Raw genomic sequence first — 19,652 nt, 5'->3', positions numbered from 1 at the left:
ATGGCAAGGATAGGATTTTTAAGCCATGCTGATATGAGCATACACTTTTTTAGACGCCCTATTATGCAGGCTTTAAAAGATATGGGGCATGAGGTTTTTGCTATCGCTCCAAAAGGAAATTTCACTAATGAGCTTGCTAAAAGCTTTCACACCGTCACCTACGAGCTTGATAAGGCGAGCCTAAATCCGCTAACCGTGATAAATAACTCAAAAAAACTATCTCAAATTTTAGGCGAGCTAAATTTAGACTTGCTTCAAACTGGCGCTCACAAGTCAAATGTCTTTGGCACGTTTGCTGCTAAAAACGCTGGCATAAAGCACGTGATAAATTTGGTCGAAGGCCTTGGTAGCTTTTATATCGATGATGATCTTAAGACAAAGGCTGTGCGTTTTGTCATGGAGAGCCTTTATAAGCTCTCTTTTGCAAAAGCTGATGCTTGCATCTTCGTAAATGACGCAGATCCAGACTATCTGATCTCAAAAAATTTGATAGATAAAAGCAAGGTGTATCGCATAAAAAGTGTCGGCGTCGATACTGCTAAATTTGACCCAGCTATCACGCAGGCAGCTGACTTGGGTGAAAAAAAGGTCATTTTAATGATCGCAAGAGCCATGTGGCACAAGGGCGTTCGTGAATTTTACGAGGCAGCAGAAATTTTAAATGGCTACAAAAACTGCGAATTTGTCTTTGTGGGCGAGGGCTTTGCTGGTAATAAATCAACCGCGGACGAGAGCTTTTTAAAAGGTGGCAAAGTGCGATATCTTGGCGCTAGGAACGACATACCGCAGCTTTTAAAAGCCTCTTATTTACTTGCTTTGCCAAGTTATAAAGAGGGTTTTCCAAGAACGGTTTTAGAGGCGATGAGTATGGCAAAAGCAGTTGTCGCAAGTGACGTTACAGGCTGCAATGAAGCTGTAAAAGAGGGCTACAACGGACTTTTATGCAAGGTAAAAGACGCAAATGACTTAGCAGAAAAGATCAAAATTTTGCTTGATGACGAAGCGCTTTGCGTAAAACTTGGTCAAAACGGCAGAGAGTGGGCGGTGAGTGAGTTTGACGAGAAGCAAATCGCAAAAAGATATATAGAAATTTATAGGAAATTTATAGATGTATAGAAATTTTTTAAAAAGGGTGATTGATATTTTGGGAGCTTTGTTTTTGCTCATTTTAACATCGCCTATTATCATAGCAACGGCGATATTTATCTATTTTAAAGTAAGCCGTGATGTTATTTTCACGCAGGCTAGACCAGGGTTAAATGAGAAAATTTTTAAAATTTATAAATTTAAGACGATGAGCGACGAGCGTGACGCAAATGGCGAGCTCTTGCCAGATGAACAGCGTCTTGGTAAATTTGGCAAGCTAATCCGCTCACTTAGCCTTGATGAGCTACCACAGCTTTTTAACGTGCTAAAGGGCGACATGAGCTTCATCGGACCAAGGCCGCTTTTGGTCGAGTACCTACCCATCTACAACGAAACACAAAAGCACCGCCACGATGTGCGCCCAGGCATTACCGGGCTAGCGCAGGTAAATGGCAGAAACGCCATAAGCTGGGAGAAAAAATTTGAATACGACGTCTATTACGCTAAAAATTTAAGCTTTATGCTTGATGTAAAGATCGCTTTGCAGACAATAGAAAAGGTGCTAAAACGAAGTGGTGTCAGCAAAGAGGGGCAGGCTACGACGGAGAAATTTAATGGCAAAAACTAAGAAAATTTATATCTACGGAGCGAGTGGGCATGGGCTTGTGATCGCTGACATCGCTAGAGATAATGGCTATGATGAGATAGCTTTTTTAGATGATGCTAGTGAGCGTAAATTTAGCCCAGAGCTTGAAAAAGCTGACATCATAATAGCCATAGGCGATAATAAAACAAGGCAAAAGATCAGCCAAAAAGTAGAGGCCGCTGGCTTTGAGATAGTAAATTTGATCCATAAAAGTGCGGTTGTGAGCGTGAGTGCTGTGATAGAAAAAGGCGCAGTGGTCATGCCAAATGCCGTGATAAACGCAAAAGCTCGCGTAAAAGAGGGCGCTATCATAAACTCTGGTGCAGTGATAGAGCATGAGTGCGTGATAGGCAAATTTGCTCACATCAGCCCAAATGTAGCCCTTGCTGGAAACGTTAGCGTGGGAGAATTTACGCACGTTGGCATTGGCTCAAGCGTCATTCAAGGCATAAGCATCGGCAAAAACTGCATCATCGGCGCTGGAAGCGTGGTCGTTAGAGATATAAAGGACGGCATAAAGGCGTATGGCGTGCCTGCATGTGAGCGCGCTAAGATATAAATTTAAAAATAAGTGCTAAAATCGCCAAAAAATCACGAAAGGTATGAAAATGGATAGGGTTTTTTTATCTCCACCAAATATGAGTGGAAAAGAGCAGGAATATATAAAAAAAGTTTTTGAAAGCAACTACATAGCGCCACTTGGCGAATATGTCAATAAATTTGAAGATAGCATAAAGGCTTACACTGGCGCCAAAGATGCGCTTGCACTATGCGCTGGAACTGCGGCACTTCACCTAGCACTCCGCGTCCTTGGTGTAAAAGAGGGCGATCTTGTGCTAGCTTCTAGCTTTACTTTCATGGCTTCAGTCTCGCCGATACTTTATGAAAAGGCAACTCCAGTCTTCATCGACTGCGACGAGAGCTGGAATTTAAGTCCAGAGCTACTTAAAAAAGCGATCTCAAATTTACCTAAAAAGCCAAAAGCGCTGGTCGTCACTCATCTTTATGGACAAGCTTCAAAGATGAAAGAAATTTGCGAAATTTGCCAAAATGAAGGCATCGCTTTAGTTGAAGATGCAGCTGAAGCGCTTGGTGGATTTTACAGCGGCAAGGCACTTGGCACATTTGGCGTGATGGGCGGATATAGCTTTAATGGCAACAAGATCATCACTACTTCAGGTGGTGGCATGCTAGTTGGAGATAGCGAATTTGTAGAAAAAGCTAGATTTTACAGCACTCAAGCAAGAGAACCTTTGCTTCACTACGAGCACAAGGATTATGGCTACAACTACCGTTTAAGCAACGTCCTAGGCGCTATTGGCGTGGCTCAGATGGAAGTTTTAGAAAAGAGGGTCGAGCAAAAGAGAAAAGTATTTGAAATTTATGAAAAAGAGCTTGGCGATATTTTAGAATTTATGCCAGAGCTACCAAATTCTCGTGGTAACAGATGGCTCACAACTGGCGTTTTTGCTAAAAAAGATGCACACTTAAAGGTTATAAAAGCACTAGCTGATGCAAACATCGAGAGTCGCCCACTTTGGAAGCCTATGCACTTGCAGCCTGTCTTTAAAGGTGCGTTAAGTTTTGTCGATGGATATAGTGAAGATCTATTTTCAAGAGGAATTTGCTTGCCAAGCGGCAGCGATATGAGCGAGCAGACACAAGAAAGAGTGATAAAAATAGTCAAGGAAAATGCGTAAATGTTTCATGCAACGAAGTTAAAAAGGCTCGTATTTTTCCTTCTTGGCGATGTTTTTATATTTGTTTTTTCGATATATGCAGCATATCTTTTAAGATTTAACGCCGACATCCCAGATATCTACGTGCAAGGGCTTTTTGTAACGGCTGGATTTTTGATCGTATTTAAGCTCTTTTTTATGTGGATGTTTAAAATTTACAAGGTGCCGTGGAGATTTTTTGGCTTAAATGAAGCTCGTAAAATTTTCCTAGCTCACGTTTGCGCGGCGATCTTATTTACGATCGTATTTTTCATCATACAAGATTTTTTAAATCCTTACCCAAGAAGCGTCATATTTATCGATCTTCTCATCTCGTGCCTACTTATCGGGCTTTTGAGGATTTCAAAGCGTATGGTACTTGACTTTTCAAACAGACCTCACAAAGGCGAGCCATGTGTGGTCATCGGCGCTACCTCAAAGGCACTTCACGTTTTACGCGGCTTAAAGCAGGGCTATCTTGACTACTATGCAGTTGGCGTGGTAGATGGCAGAAGCGATCTTGTTGGCACATATTGTGATGGATTTTTAGTTCAAGATAAAAAAGATATACCAAGCCTTATAAAAGACTATGACGCAAAGACTGCTATCATCGCACTTGCGCTTGATCAAGACGAGCTTCAAGCTTTAGTTGATGAGCTAACTGGATATGGCATAAGAGATATGAAGCTCTTTTCGCTTATCGAAAATGAGCCGATCAAAGATATCTCGATCGAAGATCTGCTAGCTAGAAAGCCAAAAGACCTTAATCCAGAGGCCATTTCAAATTTCTTAAAAGATAAAAGAGTGCTTGTCACTGGAGCTGGCGGTAGTATAGGAAGCGAAATTTGTAAGCAGTGCTTGAAATATGGCGTCAGTGAGCTTATAATGGTCGAGCACAGCGAGTTTAACCTTTATAAAATAGGCGAAGATACAAGAGATAAAAGAACTGTTAGCAAGCTTGTAAATATCACAAATTTAAAAGACTTTGAAGAGGTTTTTGAAGAATTTAGACCAGAGATCGTCATCCACGCTGCAGCCTACAAACACGTGCCACTTTGTGAACTAAATCCTCGCTCAGCAGTTGAAAACAACATCCTTGGCACAAAAAATGCAGTCGATCTTTCTAAAAAATATGGTGCTAAGAAATTTGTCATGATCTCATCAGACAAGGCTGTGCGCCCAACAAACATAATGGGTACAACTAAGCGTGTTTGCGAGCTTTACGCACTAAATTCAAACGAAGCAGGTGTGTGCGAGATAGTTTGTGTGCGCTTTGGTAATGTCCTTGGCTCAAGTGGCTCAGTCATACCTAAATTTAAGGCGCAGATCGCTGCAAACAAGCCTTTAAGCGTCACTCATCCAGAGATCACAAGATATTTTATGCTTACATCTGAAGCGTGCCAGCTAGTCCTTCAAGCAGCCTCTATCGCAAAAGGTGGAGAGCTTTTCGTGCTTGACATGGGCGAGCCTGTTAAGATTGTCGATCTTGCTAAAAAGATGCTTCTGCTTTCAAATAAAGAGCATCTGGGTATCGAATTTGTAGGGCTTAGACCTGGCGAGAAGCTTTATGAGGAGCTACTTATCAACAAAGATGACGTTCAAACTAAGTATGAGTCGATCTTCGTGACACACTCGCAGCCTTATGATCTAACCCTTTTAAATTCGCAGATAAATGGGCTTTTACAACTTGAAGATGACGAGGTAGCACCTGCTCTTAAGGTGATCGTGCCAGAGTTTAACCATGCATTAAATTTAAAAGGCTAGTTTTGGTTATAAAAGATATTAAGAGATTTAGTGACACGAGATATAAGGCAAGGGCGTATATCTGCTATTTATTTAGTAGAAATTTACCAAACAGACTGCCTGGAGTATGCTTAGAAAACATAAAAGCTGGCTTTGATAAGATCAGCCACGAGATAGAAAATTTTGATGCACTATACATTTTGGACGAAAATGGCATACAGATCGAAGACTCGATCAGCCTAAATGAAAAGTATAAAATTCCAAAAGGCGAAAACCGCGCAAATAAAGCCTACTACTACACCGCTGTGCGCGAGAAAAGGTGCGTTTTAAGCGATCCATATCCATCAAGCCTAAATGGAGGTTTGTGCGTCACAGCAAGCGTGCCTATCTATAATGAAAAAAATGAGCTTAAATTTATCGCTTGCATCGATATAAGCCTAGAAAATATCCTAAATATGGTCGATAGCGGCTTTGTCGAGGAGCATTTTGGTAGATTTTTAAAGACAGTCTATGCGCTCTTTTGTGCATCGCTTTTTATGATCTGCGCATTTTTATTTTGGCACGGCGTAAAGAGCTTTATCTCAAAGAGCATCGAGCATATAAATGTCGAAGAAATTTTTGAATCAACCATCATTTTAACGCTAGCCCTCGCCATTTTTGACCTTGTTAAGACGATATTTGAAGAAGAGGTTTTAGGCAAAAATCACGAGGAAAATAGCGTTATTTATAAGACGATGGTTAGATTTATCGGCTCTATCATCATCGCACTTGCGATAGAAGCGCTTATGCTTGTGTTTAAATTTGCTATTACTGCACCTGAAAATATCATAAACGCTATCTACTTAATAGGCGGCGTGGCTATGCTAATGGCGGCACTTAGCTTTTATCTCTTTAGCGTAAAAAGACAAGAGAACAGATGATCGCTATTATTGATTATGGTGCGGGCAACATCAAAAGCGTGATAAATGCTTTTAAATTTCTTGGACATGAGTGCGTTTTAGTGAGTGAGCCTGAAAGTTTAAAAGAGCACTCTCACATCGTTTTACCAGGCGTTGGGGCGTTTGGCGAGGCGATGAAAAAGCTTAAATTTAACGGCATGGATGAAGCGATAAAAGAGGCTGTGAAAAGTGGAAAAGCCTTTATAGGAATTTGCCTTGGTATGCAGCTTTTATTTGAAAAAAGCTTTGAATTTGGCGAGCATGAGGGGCTTTCTCTTTTGCCAGGCGAGGTTGTTAAATTTGATGAAACTAAATTTGATAAGCCGCTAAAGATCCCACACATTGGCTGGAATACGCTTAGCTTTAAACAAAAAAGCCCTTTAAGATTAGGATTAAAAGAGCTTGAATATTTATACTTTGTGCATAGCTACCACGTGGTTTGTGATGATAAATTTGCACTTGCAAAGACAACTTATGGATACGAATTTACAAGCGCGGTGCAACATGAAAATCTCTTTGGTTTTCAGCCTCATCCAGAAAAAAGTCATGAGGTTGGGCTTAAAATTTTAGAAAATTTTGCGAGGTTGTGATGGAAATTTTCCCAGCGATAGATCTAAAAGAGGGGCAAGCAGTTAGGCTTAGTAAAGGGCTAATGCAAAGCGCTAAAATTTATAGCAGTGAGCCAAGTGAGCTTGCAAAGAGGTTTGAAGAATACGGCGCAAAATGGCTACATGTGGTCGATCTTGACGGAGCATTTGCAGGAGAAGCTATAAATTTTAACACGATAGAAAAGATAGTAAAAGCTACAAATTTAAAAGTGCAAGTTGGTGGCGGCATAAGGGATGAAGAGCGAATAAAGCGCTATTTGGACCTTGGAGTTAGCAGAGTGATCCTTGGCTCAGTTGCTCTAAAAGATCCAGAATTTACAGCAAAAATGGCTGGAATTTATAGAGTCGTAGTTGGCATTGACGCCAAAGATGGCTATGTGGCAGTGCAAGGCTGGGGTGAGGTTTCAAACATAAAAGCGGTCGATCTTGCAAAAAAATTTGCAGATGTGGGTGTAGAAGCTGTGATTTGCACCGATATTAACAAAGATGGAATGCTTGGCGGAGTTAATGTTGATTTTAGCTTGCAAATAGCTAGAAGCAGCAAGCTTGAGACCATAGCAAGTGGCGGTGTGAGCGATATAAACGACATTTTAGCACTAAAAGAGACAAATGAGATAGCTGGCGTGATCGTTGGTAAAGCTTACTACGAGGGACGACTTGATTTAAAAGATGCTTTCAAACAAGTTGGCTAGCGTTAAAGCTTTTATAAATTTTAATTAGCTAGAATAGGGCAATTTTTACTAAAAGGATATTATGTGAAGATTTTGGTTGTAGATGACAGCTCAACAATGAGAAGGATCATAAAAAATACTTTGCAAAGGTTAGGACATCAAGAAATTCTCGAGGCTGAGCACGGGCTTGAAGCTTGGAATATCTTGACACAAAACGAGGGTATTGAGGTTCTTATTACTGACTGGAACATGCCTGAGATGAATGGTCTTGAGCTTGTTAAAAAGGTAAGAGCTGAGCAAAAATATGTTGATATGCCTATCATAATGGTAACAACAGAGGGCGGAAAAGCCGAGGTTATAACAGCTTTAAAAGCAGGTGTTAATAACTACATCGTTAAACCTTTTACGCCACAAGTTTTAAAAGAGAAGCTTGAAGACGTTCTTGGTTAATGAAAGATAAATTTTACGAATTAAGCATCAAAACATCAAATTTTTATGATGAAATTTTAGAGTTAGTTTTTTCTTTTGGGGTCACCTGTGTAGAAGAGCTAGACCATGAGATCATCATCAGGGAAGAGTATGATCTAAAAGATATAGCTTGGGGTGTCGAAGAGTATGCAAAAGGGCTCTCTAGCGTTCGTAAAATTTCAAATGATTTAAAAATTTCTCTTAATTTAAAAGAAAATAAAGACTGGCTAGGCGAATATAAAAAGGCAGTTAAGCCTATTTTGGTTGATAAAATTTATATTAGACCTAGCTGGGAAGAGCCACTTAGTGGCGTAACAAATATCATAATCGACCCAGCTCTAGCCTTTGGCTCAGGGCACCATGAAAGCACAAATTCTTGCTTGCAACTTTTACAAAAATATGCAAAAAGTGGCGATAGCGCTTTAGATGTGGGATGTGGAAGCGGGATATTAAGCATAGCTTTAGCAAAGCTTGGCTGCAAGGTCGATGCTTGCGATACAGACGAGCAGGCCACGCAAAGCTCGCTAAGTAACGCCCAGCTAAATGAGGTTAAATTTAATAAAATTTGGACAGGATCTATTGCAAATTTAGAGCAAAAATATGATATCGTCGTAGCAAATATCATTGCTGATGTCATTTTTATGCTCTCAAATGACTTGAAAAAATCGCTTAAAAAGGGCGGTTATTTAGTATTGTCTGGAATTTTGAATAAATACGAAGATAGGATTAAAGATACGTTTAAGGATTTGGAGCTAGTTGAGATAAAACAGGCTAATGATTGGGTTAGCTTTGTTTATAAGGAAATAGATGAATAATCAAAATAATAACCAAAATAATGGCGATAATAACGGTTTTTTTAACAAAAATCCCATTTTTATCTTTGCTATTTTTGCAATAGTTATAGTTCTAGCTTTTAGAAGCTTTAGTGGCGACGGACTAGGCGGTACTTTTGGGCTTGGCAGCAACGCTCAAAGCAAGATGATAGCTTATTCTGAATTTAAGGATATGCTAAAAAATAAGCAACTAAATGAGGTTGCGATATCTGAAACCACGATAAAAGGCGTTGGTAATGACAAAACCATCTACCTCGCAAAGCGCATAAATGATCCAACGCTCATTGGCATACTTGAGCAAAACGGCATAACTTACAGCGTTTATAGCGAAAATAACTGGTTTGGAGATCTTATATTTTCATGGATCATACCGGTATTTATATTTTTTGCTATTTGGATGTTTATCGCTAGTCGTATGCAAAAGAATATCGGCGGTGGCATACTTGGCATAGGAAGTGCGAAAAAGCTTATAAATTCTGAAAAGCCAAAAGTTAAATTTGACGACGTCGCAGGCGTTGAAGAGGCAAAAGAAGAGGTTCAAGAGATAGTTGATTATCTAAAGAGCCCAGATAAATACCTAAGACTTGGAGCTAAAATTCCAAAAGGTATTTTACTAGTTGGCCCTCCAGGCACTGGTAAAACACTTCTTGCAAGGGCAGTTGCAGGCGAGGCTAGCGTGCCATTTTTCTCTATGTCAGCGTCAAGTTTTATCGAGATGTTTGTCGGTGTTGGTGCAAGCAGGGTTAGAGACCTTTTTGAAAATGCAAAAAAAGAGGCTCCAGCGATTGTATTTATAGACGAGATCGATGCGATCGGCAAGAGCAGAAATTCTGGTCCGATGGGTGGCAATGACGAGAGAGAGCAGACGCTAAATCAGCTTCTTTCTGAGATGGACGGCTTTGATGCGGACAAGTCGCCAGTCATCGTTATAGCAGCTACAAATAGACCTGAAGTTTTAGATGCTGCACTTTTAAGACCGGGTAGATTTGACAGGCAAGTGCTTGTTGATAAGCCTGATTTTAAAGGACGTTGCGACATATTAAAAGTCCATATGAAAGATGTTAAAATCGGCAAAGATGTAAATATCGAGGACATCGCAAGGCTTACTACTGGTTTAGCAGGTGCTGATCTTGAAAATATCATAAATGAGGCGGCACTTCTTGCAGGACGTAAGTCAAAGACTTTTGTCGAGCAGGCTGATCTAGTGGAGGCTGTCGAGAGATCGATAGCTGGTTTAGAGAAAAAATCACGCCGCGTAAATCCAAAAGAGAAAAAGATAGTCACTTACCATGAAAGTGGCCATGCCTTGGTAGCTGAGCTAACAAAAGGTGCAAAAAGAGTAACAAAGGTCTCAGTCGTGCCACGCGGTCTTGCAGCGCTTGGCTATACGCTAAATACACCTGAAGAGAATAAATTTATGATGCAAAAGCATGAACTACTTGCAGAAGTGGATGTGCTTTTGGCTGGTAGAGCTGCTGAAGAGGTATTTATAAAAGAGATATCAACTGGAGCTAGCAACGACCTAGAGCGTGCAACTGATATCATAAAAGCTATGGTTAGCATGTATGGTATGAGCGATGTCGCTGGTCTTATGGTGCTTGAAAAGCAACGCGCAACATTTTTAAATGGCGGACAAAGCATTAAAGACTATAGCGACAAGATGGCTGAAAAAGTCGATGAGTTTGTAAAAACACTTCTTCATGAGAGATATACAGCTGTGCTTGGTCTTCTTGAAATTTATAAAGGTGCCATTGAAAACATGGTTTCAGCACTTTATGAAGAGGAGACTATCGAGGGAAAAAGAGTTAGAGAGATCATCAAAAGCTATGAAGAAGAAAATGGTCTTGAAAGCAGGCTTGTAGAGCTTGAAGAAGAGGAAAAAGGCAAAAAAGAGGAATAAAAATGAGTGGCTACATCGCAAAAGCAGGGTATAAATTTATATTATTCTTTTTGATTTTATTTGCTATATCTGCATTGTTTGGTATTGCGCCACTATTTTTTCTAGCGCTACTTCTTTTAACCCTTTATTTTTTTAGAGACCCTGAAAGAGAGCCTTTTACTGACGATAAACTAGCCTTACTTTCGCCTATAGATGGCAAGATAAAAGAGATCAGCGTTTCAAATTTTGATGATAAAGAGGTAGCTAAGATAGTTATCTCAAAGCCTTTTTTTGGCGTTGGTACGCTAAGAGCTATAAGCGATGCTAACGTCACTGAAGTTAAAAAAAGGCATGGACTCTTTTTATGCCAGGCGATGAAAATTTCAGAGATGCTAAATGAAAGAGCGATAATTCGTTTTGAAAAAGGAAATATCAAATTTGCTATGAAGATCATAGCTGGAGTTTTTAGTAGAAGTTTAGAAATTTATAACATTACCACTCTAAAAGCCTCTAGAAAATTTGGCTTTTTAGGAAGCGGTGAAGTGATTTTATACTTGCCAAGAGATATTAAAATTTGCGTAAGCGTTGGCGAGAGCGTTAAAGCTGCTTCACTTCTTGGATACTTTGAAGAGGAAAAATAAAATGAATAGCATACAAAAAATGCAGTTAATGTATATCTTGCCAAATTTATTTACCGCAGCAAGCGCTTTTTTGGGCGTTATAAGCATTATTTCATCTATTCAGGGGAACTATTTTAAAGCTATTATTTACATCATTCTTTCACTGATTTTAGACGGACTTGATGGACGTGTGGCAAGACTTACAAAGACTACAAGTAAATTTGGTGTGGAGTTTGATAGCCTTGCAGACCTTGTAGCATTTGGTGTGGCTCCAGCGATTTTATTTTATCTAACAGTTGGTGCAAAATTTGGCAGATTTGGCGCACTTATAGCAGCTATGTTTGTAGTCTTTGGAGCTATTAGACTAGCTCGTTTTAATGTCACTACTGGCACATACGAACCAAATGTTTTCATTGGACTTCCTATACCATCAGCAGCGATTGTCAGTGTGCTTTGGATCGGCATTTATGTAGATTACACGTTTTTAGAGGGCTTTGAGTGGTGCTTGATATTGCTTGAAGCAGTTTTAGCTATCTTGATGGTTAGCAATATCCGCTACCCAAGCTTTAAAAAGATGAATTTAAAACAAACTCATGTTATACGAATTTTAGTAGCACTTGTAGTTGTTTTTTCTATGCTTTATCTATATCCATTCGAGAGCGCAACTTTAGTAATGAGTGTTTACGTGCTTTATGGTATTATTAGAGCGGCTATAATGTTTAGCAAAAATCACAAAAAAAAGGAGAGCGAATGAGCGAAAATGGCATAATAAAATCGCGTAAATTTTTACCAAAAATCGAAATCAAAAACTCTCTACTGCTGCTACTTAGGTAGCAAATTCTTCTTTACTTAACTCATTAAATTTAAATATAAAAAAATCATATAAGGATAAAAAAATGGATAAAAATAAAATTATAATCTTTGATACGACTTTAAGAGATGGCGAGCAAAGCCCAGGAGCTTCTATGAACACAGCTGAAAAGCTTCAGATCGCACTTCAGCTTGAAAGGCTTGGTGTAGATGTGATGGAGGCTGGATTTGCAGCTGCTAGCCCAGGGGATTTTGACGCGGTAAATCAGATCGCAAAGCAAGCTTCAAATATCACTGTCTGTTCACTAGCGCGCGCGGTTGAGCGCGATATCAAGGCAGCTGGCGAGGCACTAGCTCCAGCAAAAAATAAAAGAATTCACACCTTCATAGCAACAAGTCCGATCCACATGCAGTACAAGCTAAAAATGAGCCCAGACGAGGTGATCAGGCGTGCAGTTGAGGCGGTACAATACTCAAAAACATTTTGCGATGATGTGGAGTTTAGCTGCGAGGATGCGTGCAGAAGCGAGATGAGCTTTTTAAAAGAAATTTGCGACGCAGCGATAAACGCAGGGGCAAAAACCATAAACATCCCAGATACGGTTGGCTACTTGTATCCAGAGGAGATCACAGCTCGCATCAGCGAAATAGTAAAATTTATAGGCGATAGAGCGGTAGTTTCGGTACATAACCACAACGATCTTGGCATGGCTACGGCAAATTCACTAGCTGCTATAAAAGCTGGTGCAAGGCAGGTTGAGGGCACGATAAATGGCATAGGTGAGCGTGCTGGAAACGCTGCGCTTGAAGAGATCGTGATGGCTATCAAAACTCGTCAGGACGTCTTTGCGCCGCTTTACACAGGCATCATCTCAAAAGAAATTTATCCAACTTCAAGGCTGATCGCTAGCATCACAGGCATCGAGCCACAACCAAACAAAGCAATCGTTGGCAAAAACGCCTTTGCGCACGAGAGTGGCATCCACCAAGACGGCGTACTAAAGCACAAAGAGACTTATGAGATCATCAGTGCTGAGAGCATTGGTTTAGAGAAAAACTCGCTCATTCTTGGCAAGCACAGCGGCCGCCATGCGTTTAAAGATAAGCTTGCTAGCCTTGGATTTGACCTTGATAGCGATGCGCTTAATAAGGCGTTTGAGAAATTTAAAGACTTGGCAGATAAGAAAAAAGAGATATTTGACGACGATATCAGGGCACTTGTGGCAGAGGAGATCACCAAGATCCCGCAAGCTTACGAGATCACAGACTTGCTTCAAAGTAGCGGTGGCAGCTTAGCAAGTGCCTCTATGAGCATCAGACACAACGACGAGATCGTTAGCGACTCAGCCCTTGGCAATGGCACAGCAGATGCGATATTTAAGGTAGTTGATCGCATTAGCGGCATTAACGGCATGCTCAAAGATTACAAGGTAACAGCTGTTTCTCAGGGCAAAGACGCTCTTGCAAAGGTCGATGTAAAAGTCGAGTTCGAGGGCAAAACAGCCGTAATGGGTCACGGACTTGATATCGATACGATGATGGCAAGTGCTAAGGCCTATGTCGGCGCACTAAATAGCTACCTTCGCATCCATAAAAACTAAAATTTTGCTGGCTGCTGAAATTGCAGCTGGCTAATTTAAATTTAGCTACTCTTTAAATTTACTGCGTTTTTCAAATTTCAAAACTTTCCACCACTAAGAATTAACTACTAAAATTTGGCTTCGCTTAGCGCTTAGCTCAAATTTTAGAGCCGAAATTACTCGTTCATGAAATTTTAAAATTTGCCTGACACTTGTCTGATTTGACAAAATAAATTTGTAAATTTTAAAATCTTACTCACTCGCCTTAGCAGACTACTAAATTTAGGCTGCACTTCGTTTAGCACTAAATTTAGAGCCGTGATATGCTCCTTTATAAATTTTAAAATTTATCCGAACTTTCTAAGTTGCAAGAAGTAAATTACTACATATCCAAGAATTTAAACAAATATCCTAAAATAACCAAAAAATTTAAAGGAGATTTCATGCAAAACAAGCTTTTTACGCCGCTTAAGATAGGCGGCATCGAGATCAAAAACCGCATCATCATGGCTCCGATGTGTATGTATGAGGTCAAAAAAGAGGATGGCCGTCCAAGGTGCTTTCACAAGCTCCACTACGCTACAAGAGCGATCGGCGGCGTTGGCATGATCATCGTTGAGGCGACGGCTGTGGAGGCGCATGGTAGGATCACCAAAAAAGACCTTGGGCTTTGGAGTGACGAGCAGATCGAGGCTCACGCGGAGCTAGTAAAGGGCTGCGCTAAATACGGCGCCAAAATGGCCATCCAGCTTGCTCACGCCGGCAGAAAGGGCACCTGTGAAGGCATTATCGCGCCAAGTGCTATCAAATTTAGTGATGAGTATGCAACGCCAAAAGAGATGAGCGCAGAGGATATCGCAAGCGTCAGACAAAGCTTTGTGGATGCGGCCATTAGGGCAAAGAGCGCAGGATACGAGGCTGTGGAGATCCACGCGGCACATGGATATTTGATAAATCAATTTTTATGCGTTGGCACGAACAAGCGAGGTGACGCATACGGCGGCACATTTGAAAACCGCATAAGGCTGCTGCTTGAAATTTTAAGAGAGATCAAGGCTGGCGCTAATATCACTGTTGGAGTTAGGATAAGCGCAAGTAGCTGGCTTAAGGGCGACTGGGACGTAGAGGAGAGCGTAAAGCTAGCGTGTGAGCTAGAGAAAAATGGAGCTGACTTCATCCATGTCTCAGCTGGCGGAGTCTACGCAAAAGTTGATAATGCGCCTAAATTTACGCCTCTTTATCAGGCTGGCTACGCAAAAGCGGTGAAAAATGCAGTCAAAATCCCAGTCTTTGCAGTTGGTCTCATCACAAAGGCAAGCGAGTGTGAGGTGTTGCTGCTTGGCGATGTTTGCGACGGCGTGGCGCTTGGCAGGGAGCTACTTAGAAATCCTTACTTCGCTTTTAGCGCCATGAAAGAATTTGGCGAAAATGACAAAATAGAAAACGCCTACAAAAGGGCTTACTAAATTTTATTGGCAAGGTGAGTGCCTTGCCAAATTTCACTTTTACACAGCCTATTTTTCACACCTCGCTTTTTGCTGTTTGATTTAAATTTAATATAGTATCATTTGTGCGACTAAACTTTCAGGGGAGAAAATGAGGCAAAAGCACTTTGAAGTGGCAATTGTTGGAGCGGGCATTAGTGGGACGGCACTCTTTTACGAGTTGGCTGCATTTAGCGATATAAAAAAGGTCGCGCTTTTAGAAAAATATGACGGCGTAGCGACGCTAAATTCAAGCGGCAAGGGCAACTCGCAGACCATCCACTGCGGCGATATCGAGACAAACTACACGCTAGAAAAGGCAAAAAAGGTCTCACAAGTGGCAAATATGCCAGTAAAATACGCTCTAAAATACAACCTAGAGGGCAAATATATGTTCGCTCATCAAAAGATGACGCTAGCCATCGGAGATGCCGAAGTAGAGCGCATCAAGGAGCGATATGAGAGCTTTAAAGAGCTGTTTGCTTATCTTGAAATTTATGACAAAGAGAAGTTAAAACAGATCGAGCCAAACGTCGTTTTTGATGCAAATGGCAATGATCGCCCAGAAAATATCATCGCTATTGGCACGCAAAATGGGCAGTATACTACGATGGACTTTGGTGGTGTGGCAAATTCGCTCGTTCAAAATGCGCTAAATTTAGGCGGAGATGGCTATGAGATCAGCCTAAGCTCAGAAGTGACTGATATGAAAAAGGTGGGCGATACCTTTCACATCAAGATAAATGACGGCGAGGTGATCACCGCAAACTACGTAGTAGTCGATGCTGGAGCGCACTCGCTATTTTTAGCTCATAAGATGGGTTATGGGCTACATCTTAGTACGCTGCCAGTTGCTGGAAGCTTTTATTTCGCGAACAAGCGCCTGCTAAACGGCAAAGTCTATATGGTGCAAAACGACAAGCTGCCATTTGCCGCACTTCACGGCGACCCAGACATCCTAGCTAATGGCAATACCCGCTTTGGGCCAACTGCCCTTGTCATACCAAAGCTTGAGAGATTTCACGGCTGTTCTAGCTTTTTTGACTTTTTAAAGTGCCTAAAATTTGACAAAAACGTCCTTGAAGTCTTTACAAATTTACTAAAAGACGAGGATATAAGGTCGTATATACTAAGAAATTTCTTGTTTGAAGTGCCATTTATCAACAAAAAAGAATTTGTTAAAGACGCTAGAAAGATCGTGCCAAGCCTAAGCGAAAATGACCTAAGCTACGCTGTAAATTTTGGTGGCGTAAGGCCGCAGGTGATCGACCGCAACAAAAAAAGGCTAGAGCTTGGCGAGGGTAAGATCAGCACAGGCGAGGGCATAAGTTTTAACATGACGCCAAGCCCGGGAGCTACTAGCTGTTTTGAAACGGCGAGGGCCGATATGGAGGAAATTTGTAAATTTTTGGGCAAAAAATTCGACGAAGAGAAATTTAACGCCGAGTTTTTTGGGTAGAAAATGGGATTATTTGATATTTTTAAAGGAGGTGCGGATATGCCAAAAACAGCGCAACAAAGAAAAGATGAGAATATAAAAATTTTAAAAAAAGAGGGCGTAGCGGTGCTTGAGAGCTTGCCGCTTCGCTATGAAAATAGCGAGGTTACGCCAAGAGATATTGACGAGATAGTAAGGCGCGCAGTTTGCTCATTTACAGCGATAATGTGTGCTTGCACGATCCGTGATGAAGGCTCTTTGGGCGAAGAAAATATGGCGTGGGCAAAGAGCTTTTTAGGTGATGCCTACGAGGGACTTAGCGTAAAAGAAAAAGAGGTTGTTGAAGACAGAGCCGATATGAAAACAGCCGTAAATATGGGCTGGAAATATGAGTCGCTTTGGATCTTGCTTTGGGCGCTTGGCATAGCTGAAGATATCGGACAAATGGATAAAATTTGCGACTGCGAGTTTGTGATGAATGTCTTTAGAGAGGGCGGGCTAAAAAGCCGCTCAAAGCTTCGCAGCATGGATGAAATTTTAAGTAAGCTTGATCTAGTTTATCGCTACCACTGGGCGTGCGTAAATGCAAGAGTAAATGGCAAAAAGGCGGCTGGACTTGACGAAGAGGTCGTTATGGAGAGGCGAGCAGGGCTTGAGTGGCTATGCTGCAAAGGGCAGGAAAATGACGACTTGAGCGCTGAATTTAACTGCTGGGACTATCCTGATCTAAACACTTGATCTAAGAAATTTTAAGTTCAAATGAGCTTAAAATTTATCTTAATGTAAATGCTATCGGAAAGCGAAGATAGCGAGCTTCTTTTGGTTTTGGAAACTTTTCTATCTTACCTTTCTGTAAGTGACTCAAATGATCGAATATTTCGCCATAAATATAAAGCAAATTTAACTAGCTTAGCGCGGTTTAAACGGTAAAAACTAGCTCTCAAGGCCTAAATTTGCTCTGTATTCTTCGTATGTGCCTTTAAAATCAACAACTTCGCCGTTACCTTTTAGGTGTAAAATTCTATTTGCAAAGGCATCTATCAGCTCCCTGTCATGGCTTACGCAGATGACTGAGCCATTAAAGTTGTAAAATGCCTCGCCAAGTGCGATAATAGCTTCGAGGTCGAGGTGGTTGTTTGGCTCGTCCATGACAAGTAAATTTGGCCTGTGAAGCATGAGCTGAGCTAGTCTCACGCGGTGTTTTTCACCACCACTTAGCGCGCCAACTGCTTTTTCTTGCTCGGCACCACTAAAGAGCATCCTGCCAAGGCACTTTCTGATCTCGTCGATGTCCTTGTTTTTGGCATCTTGTAAGTACTCATAAAGCTTTAGCTCGCCATCTATCTTATTTACAGTATCTTGCGCAAAATATCCTAGCTCAATGGTCGCGCCTATATGCACCTCGCCCGCGTCAGGCTTTATCTCGCCCATTATGATCTTACAAAGTGTGCTTTTACCAACGCCGTTGTGGCCGATGATAGCTAGTTTGTCGCCCTTTTCAAGCTTAAAGTTAAAGTTTTCAAATATCACTTTATCATCAAATTTCTTACTTATATTTTTAAGCTCAATTAGTTCATTGCCTATCTCGCGGTTTGCACGAAACAGAATGCTTGGATCACGCCTACTTGATACTGCGATCTCAGCGATATCTAGCTTTTCAAGCTGCTTTGCACGTGAAGTTGCCTGCTTTGCCTTGCTCGCATTTGCTGAAAATCTCGCGATAAATTTCTCCAGCTCCTCTTTCTCTTTTAGCTTCTTATCGCGCTCCATCTCATGCTGCTTTGCGATCAAATTTGCAGCCATATACCAGTCGTCGTAGTTGCCTGAAAACTCGCGAATTTTCTTAAAATCCACATCCAAAATGTTTGTACAAACTCTATTTAAAAAGTGTCTGTCGTGGCTGATAACCACAAGTGTGCCCTCATGGCGGTTTAGCTCGTTTTCTAGCCATGCGATCGCGTCTATATCAAGGTTGTTTGTCGGCTCGTCTAAAAACAAGATGTCTGGCTTTGGAAAGAGCACTTGAGCCAGCAAAACTTTAACTTTATCTGAGTTTTCAACCTCGCTCATCAGCTTATCAAATTCATTTAGCCCTAGCGAGCTTAGGATTTTTTCTATCCTAGTCTCGTACTCGTAGCTTGGGTCTTCCTCAGCGCTTATCATCTCAAGCTCGCTTAAACGCTCGTTTATCTCATCTGTAAATTCCTCGCTCATATAGAGCTTCTCTTTCTCTTTGACAGCGTCATATAGGCGCTTGTTGCCATAAAGCACCGCATCTTTTAGCGTAAAATTTTCAAATGCAAACTGATCTTGCCCAAGCACGCCAACCTTTAGTCCATTTTCTATGATGATCTCGCCGCTAGTTGGCTCGATGGCTCCGCTTAAAATTTTTAAAAATGTCGATTTACCAGCGCCATTTGCACCGATTAGTCCGTATCTGTTGTGGCGATTTAGCTTTAAATTTACATCCTCAAATAGCAAACTGCTTGCAAATCTTTGAGTAAGTCCCCTAACTTCTAACATTATTTTTCCTTGAATTTATTTTTTGCGATTTTGCCTTAAAATTGATTAAAAAGCCATTTTGCTACTTTAGCCTAAAATGCCCCGTGATCTTGTAGCTATAAAGTATATTTTCTTCTTGCACGCCAGAGCCGATATTGTGGATGACAAGCGGCGTTTGGCCTTCAAATTTATCTGAGATCACGCCGATGTGAGGCAAATTTCCTGGTAGCATCCAAGTGACGATATCGCCTGGCAAAAATTTATCATCACTCACCTCAAAACCTTTTCTTTTTAGATAGGTAGCGATGTTTAAAACACGCCTGTGATCGATGTTTTTATCAGCCTTTTTAAGTCCCCATTTTTTAGGATAGCTTGCGAAATTTCTACTCATATCTTCAAAAATGAGCCTTTGCAGATCCATATCCTGATGACGTAGCGCCCTTACCACAACGTCGGTGCAAACTCCCTTTTTGATATCCACGTCGCCCATTGGGTAAGCGAGCCTTTCATAGCTTGGATCATAACTTAGCGTCACACCGATCTGCGACCTAGCGTCATTTACAAATTTACTCTCCGAAAAGGCAAAAATTTGCGTGGCAAAAATAGCTAAAAGTAGAAATTCTTTCAT

19 protein-coding genes are annotated in these 19,652 nt (G+C 41.1%); 17 read left to right on the top strand and 2 right to left on the bottom strand.

Annotated elements, in window-relative coordinates; translation table 11 throughout:
- The 17 genes from pglA to MTT09_RS08330 all read left to right on the top strand — a co-directional run bounded on the left by pglA (nucleotide 1) and on the right by MTT09_RS08330 (nucleotide 17,260).
- On the top strand, nucleotides 1–1,116 hold the full coding sequence (gene pglA / locus MTT09_RS08410; RefSeq protein WP_429803498.1) for a N,N'-diacetylbacillosaminyl-diphospho-undecaprenol alpha-1,3-N-acetylgalactosaminyltransferase: 1,116 nt from the start codon (nucleotides 1–3) through the stop codon (nucleotides 1,114–1,116).
- Complete coding sequence (pglC, locus tag MTT09_RS08405) at nucleotides 1,109–1,714, top strand: undecaprenyl phosphate N,N'-diacetylbacillosamine 1-phosphate transferase (protein ID WP_021088589.1); 606 nt, start codon at nucleotides 1,109–1,111, stop codon at nucleotides 1,712–1,714. The genes pglA and pglC overlap by 8 nt, the downstream gene beginning before the upstream one ends.
- Nucleotides 1,701–2,291, top strand: a complete 591-nt coding sequence (gene pglD / locus MTT09_RS08400; RefSeq protein WP_429803497.1) for a UDP-N-acetylbacillosamine N-acetyltransferase — start codon at nucleotides 1,701–1,703, stop codon at nucleotides 2,289–2,291. The genes pglC and pglD overlap by 14 nt, the downstream gene beginning before the upstream one ends.
- Nucleotides 2,292–2,340: 49 nt before the next feature.
- Nucleotides 2,341–3,432: a UDP-N-acetylbacillosamine transaminase gene (pglE, locus tag MTT09_RS08395; RefSeq protein ID WP_429803496.1), complete on the top strand. Its 1,092-nt coding sequence runs from the start codon at nucleotides 2,341–2,343 to the stop codon at nucleotides 3,430–3,432.
- Nucleotides 3,433–5,214: a UDP-N-acetylglucosamine 4,6-dehydratase (configuration-retaining) gene (gene pglF, locus MTT09_RS08390; RefSeq protein ID WP_429803495.1), complete on the top strand. Its 1,782-nt coding sequence runs from the start codon at nucleotides 3,433–3,435 to the stop codon at nucleotides 5,212–5,214.
- A 2-nt stretch (nucleotides 5,215–5,216) separates the two neighbouring features.
- The gene (locus MTT09_RS08385; protein ID WP_009294679.1) at nucleotides 5,217–6,113 is read left to right on the top strand and encodes a PDC sensor domain-containing protein; all 897 of its coding nucleotides are present in this window, start codon (nucleotides 5,217–5,219) and stop codon (nucleotides 6,111–6,113) included.
- Complete coding sequence (hisH, locus tag MTT09_RS08380) at nucleotides 6,110–6,721, top strand: imidazole glycerol phosphate synthase subunit HisH (protein WP_429803494.1); 612 nt, start codon at nucleotides 6,110–6,112, stop codon at nucleotides 6,719–6,721. Before MTT09_RS08385 ends, hisH begins: the two co-directional genes overlap by 4 nt.
- The gene (hisA, locus tag MTT09_RS08375; RefSeq protein WP_429803493.1) at nucleotides 6,721–7,431 is read left to right on the top strand and encodes a 1-(5-phosphoribosyl)-5-[(5-phosphoribosylamino)methylideneamino]imidazole-4-carboxamide isomerase; all 711 of its coding nucleotides are present in this window, start codon (nucleotides 6,721–6,723) and stop codon (nucleotides 7,429–7,431) included. Before hisH ends, hisA begins: the two co-directional genes overlap by 1 nt.
- A 63-nt stretch (nucleotides 7,432–7,494) precedes the next feature.
- The gene (locus MTT09_RS08370; protein ID WP_002939933.1) at nucleotides 7,495–7,860 is read left to right on the top strand and encodes a chemotaxis response regulator CheY; all 366 of its coding nucleotides are present in this window, start codon (nucleotides 7,495–7,497) and stop codon (nucleotides 7,858–7,860) included.
- A complete protein-coding gene (locus MTT09_RS08365; protein ID WP_103573198.1) occupies nucleotides 7,860–8,693 on the top strand; it encodes a 50S ribosomal protein L11 methyltransferase in 834 nt (277 codons plus the stop codon). The genes MTT09_RS08370 and MTT09_RS08365 overlap by 1 nt, the downstream gene beginning before the upstream one ends.
- Nucleotides 8,686–10,611: an ATP-dependent zinc metalloprotease FtsH gene (gene ftsH, locus MTT09_RS08360; protein WP_429803492.1), complete on the top strand. Its 1,926-nt coding sequence runs from the start codon at nucleotides 8,686–8,688 to the stop codon at nucleotides 10,609–10,611. Before MTT09_RS08365 ends, ftsH begins: the two co-directional genes overlap by 8 nt.
- Nucleotides 10,612–10,613: 2 nt before the next feature.
- Nucleotides 10,614–11,231 (top strand): phosphatidylserine decarboxylase, encoded by a 618-nt coding sequence (locus tag MTT09_RS08355; protein ID WP_429803491.1) that lies wholly within the window; start codon nucleotides 10,614–10,616, stop codon nucleotides 11,229–11,231.
- 1 nt (nucleotide 11,232) lies between these two features.
- Nucleotides 11,233–11,964: a CDP-diacylglycerol--serine O-phosphatidyltransferase gene (pssA, locus tag MTT09_RS08350; protein WP_021086093.1), complete on the top strand. Its 732-nt coding sequence runs from the start codon at nucleotides 11,233–11,235 to the stop codon at nucleotides 11,962–11,964.
- Between the two features lie 142 nt (nucleotides 11,965–12,106).
- Complete coding sequence (locus tag MTT09_RS08345; protein WP_429803490.1) at nucleotides 12,107–13,621, top strand: 2-isopropylmalate synthase; 1,515 nt, start codon at nucleotides 12,107–12,109, stop codon at nucleotides 13,619–13,621.
- Between the two features lie 422 nt (nucleotides 13,622–14,043).
- The gene (locus tag MTT09_RS08340) at nucleotides 14,044–15,066 is read left to right on the top strand and encodes an NADH:flavin oxidoreductase/NADH oxidase (RefSeq protein ID WP_429803489.1); all 1,023 of its coding nucleotides are present in this window, start codon (nucleotides 14,044–14,046) and stop codon (nucleotides 15,064–15,066) included.
- Nucleotides 15,067–15,196: 130 nt separating this feature from the next.
- Nucleotides 15,197–16,543, top strand: a complete 1,347-nt coding sequence (locus MTT09_RS08335; protein WP_429803488.1) for an FAD-dependent oxidoreductase — start codon at nucleotides 15,197–15,199, stop codon at nucleotides 16,541–16,543.
- Nucleotides 16,544–16,582: 39 nt separating this feature from the next.
- A complete protein-coding gene (locus MTT09_RS08330) occupies nucleotides 16,583–17,260 on the top strand; it encodes a DUF4272 domain-containing protein (RefSeq protein WP_429803487.1) in 678 nt (225 codons plus the stop codon).
- Between the two features lie 195 nt (nucleotides 17,261–17,455).
- Here MTT09_RS08330 and abc-f read toward each other — a convergent pair whose 3' ends face one another.
- On the bottom strand, nucleotides 17,456–19,045 hold the full coding sequence (abc-f, locus tag MTT09_RS08325) for a ribosomal protection-like ABC-F family protein (RefSeq protein ID WP_103612354.1): 1,590 nt from the start codon (nucleotides 19,043–19,045) through the stop codon (nucleotides 17,456–17,458).
- Nucleotides 19,046–19,106: 61 nt separating this feature from the next.
- Entirely contained in the window at nucleotides 19,107–19,652 is a 546-nt protein-coding gene (locus MTT09_RS08320) for a DUF1287 domain-containing protein (RefSeq protein ID WP_429803486.1), read from the bottom strand.

It is taken from the genome of Campylobacter concisus (assembly GCF_050447505.1).
Classification (GTDB): Bacteria; Campylobacterota; Campylobacteria; order Campylobacterales; family Campylobacteraceae; genus Campylobacter_A; species Campylobacter_A concisus_BP.
This window is presented reverse-complemented; position numbering and strand designations above follow the sequence as displayed.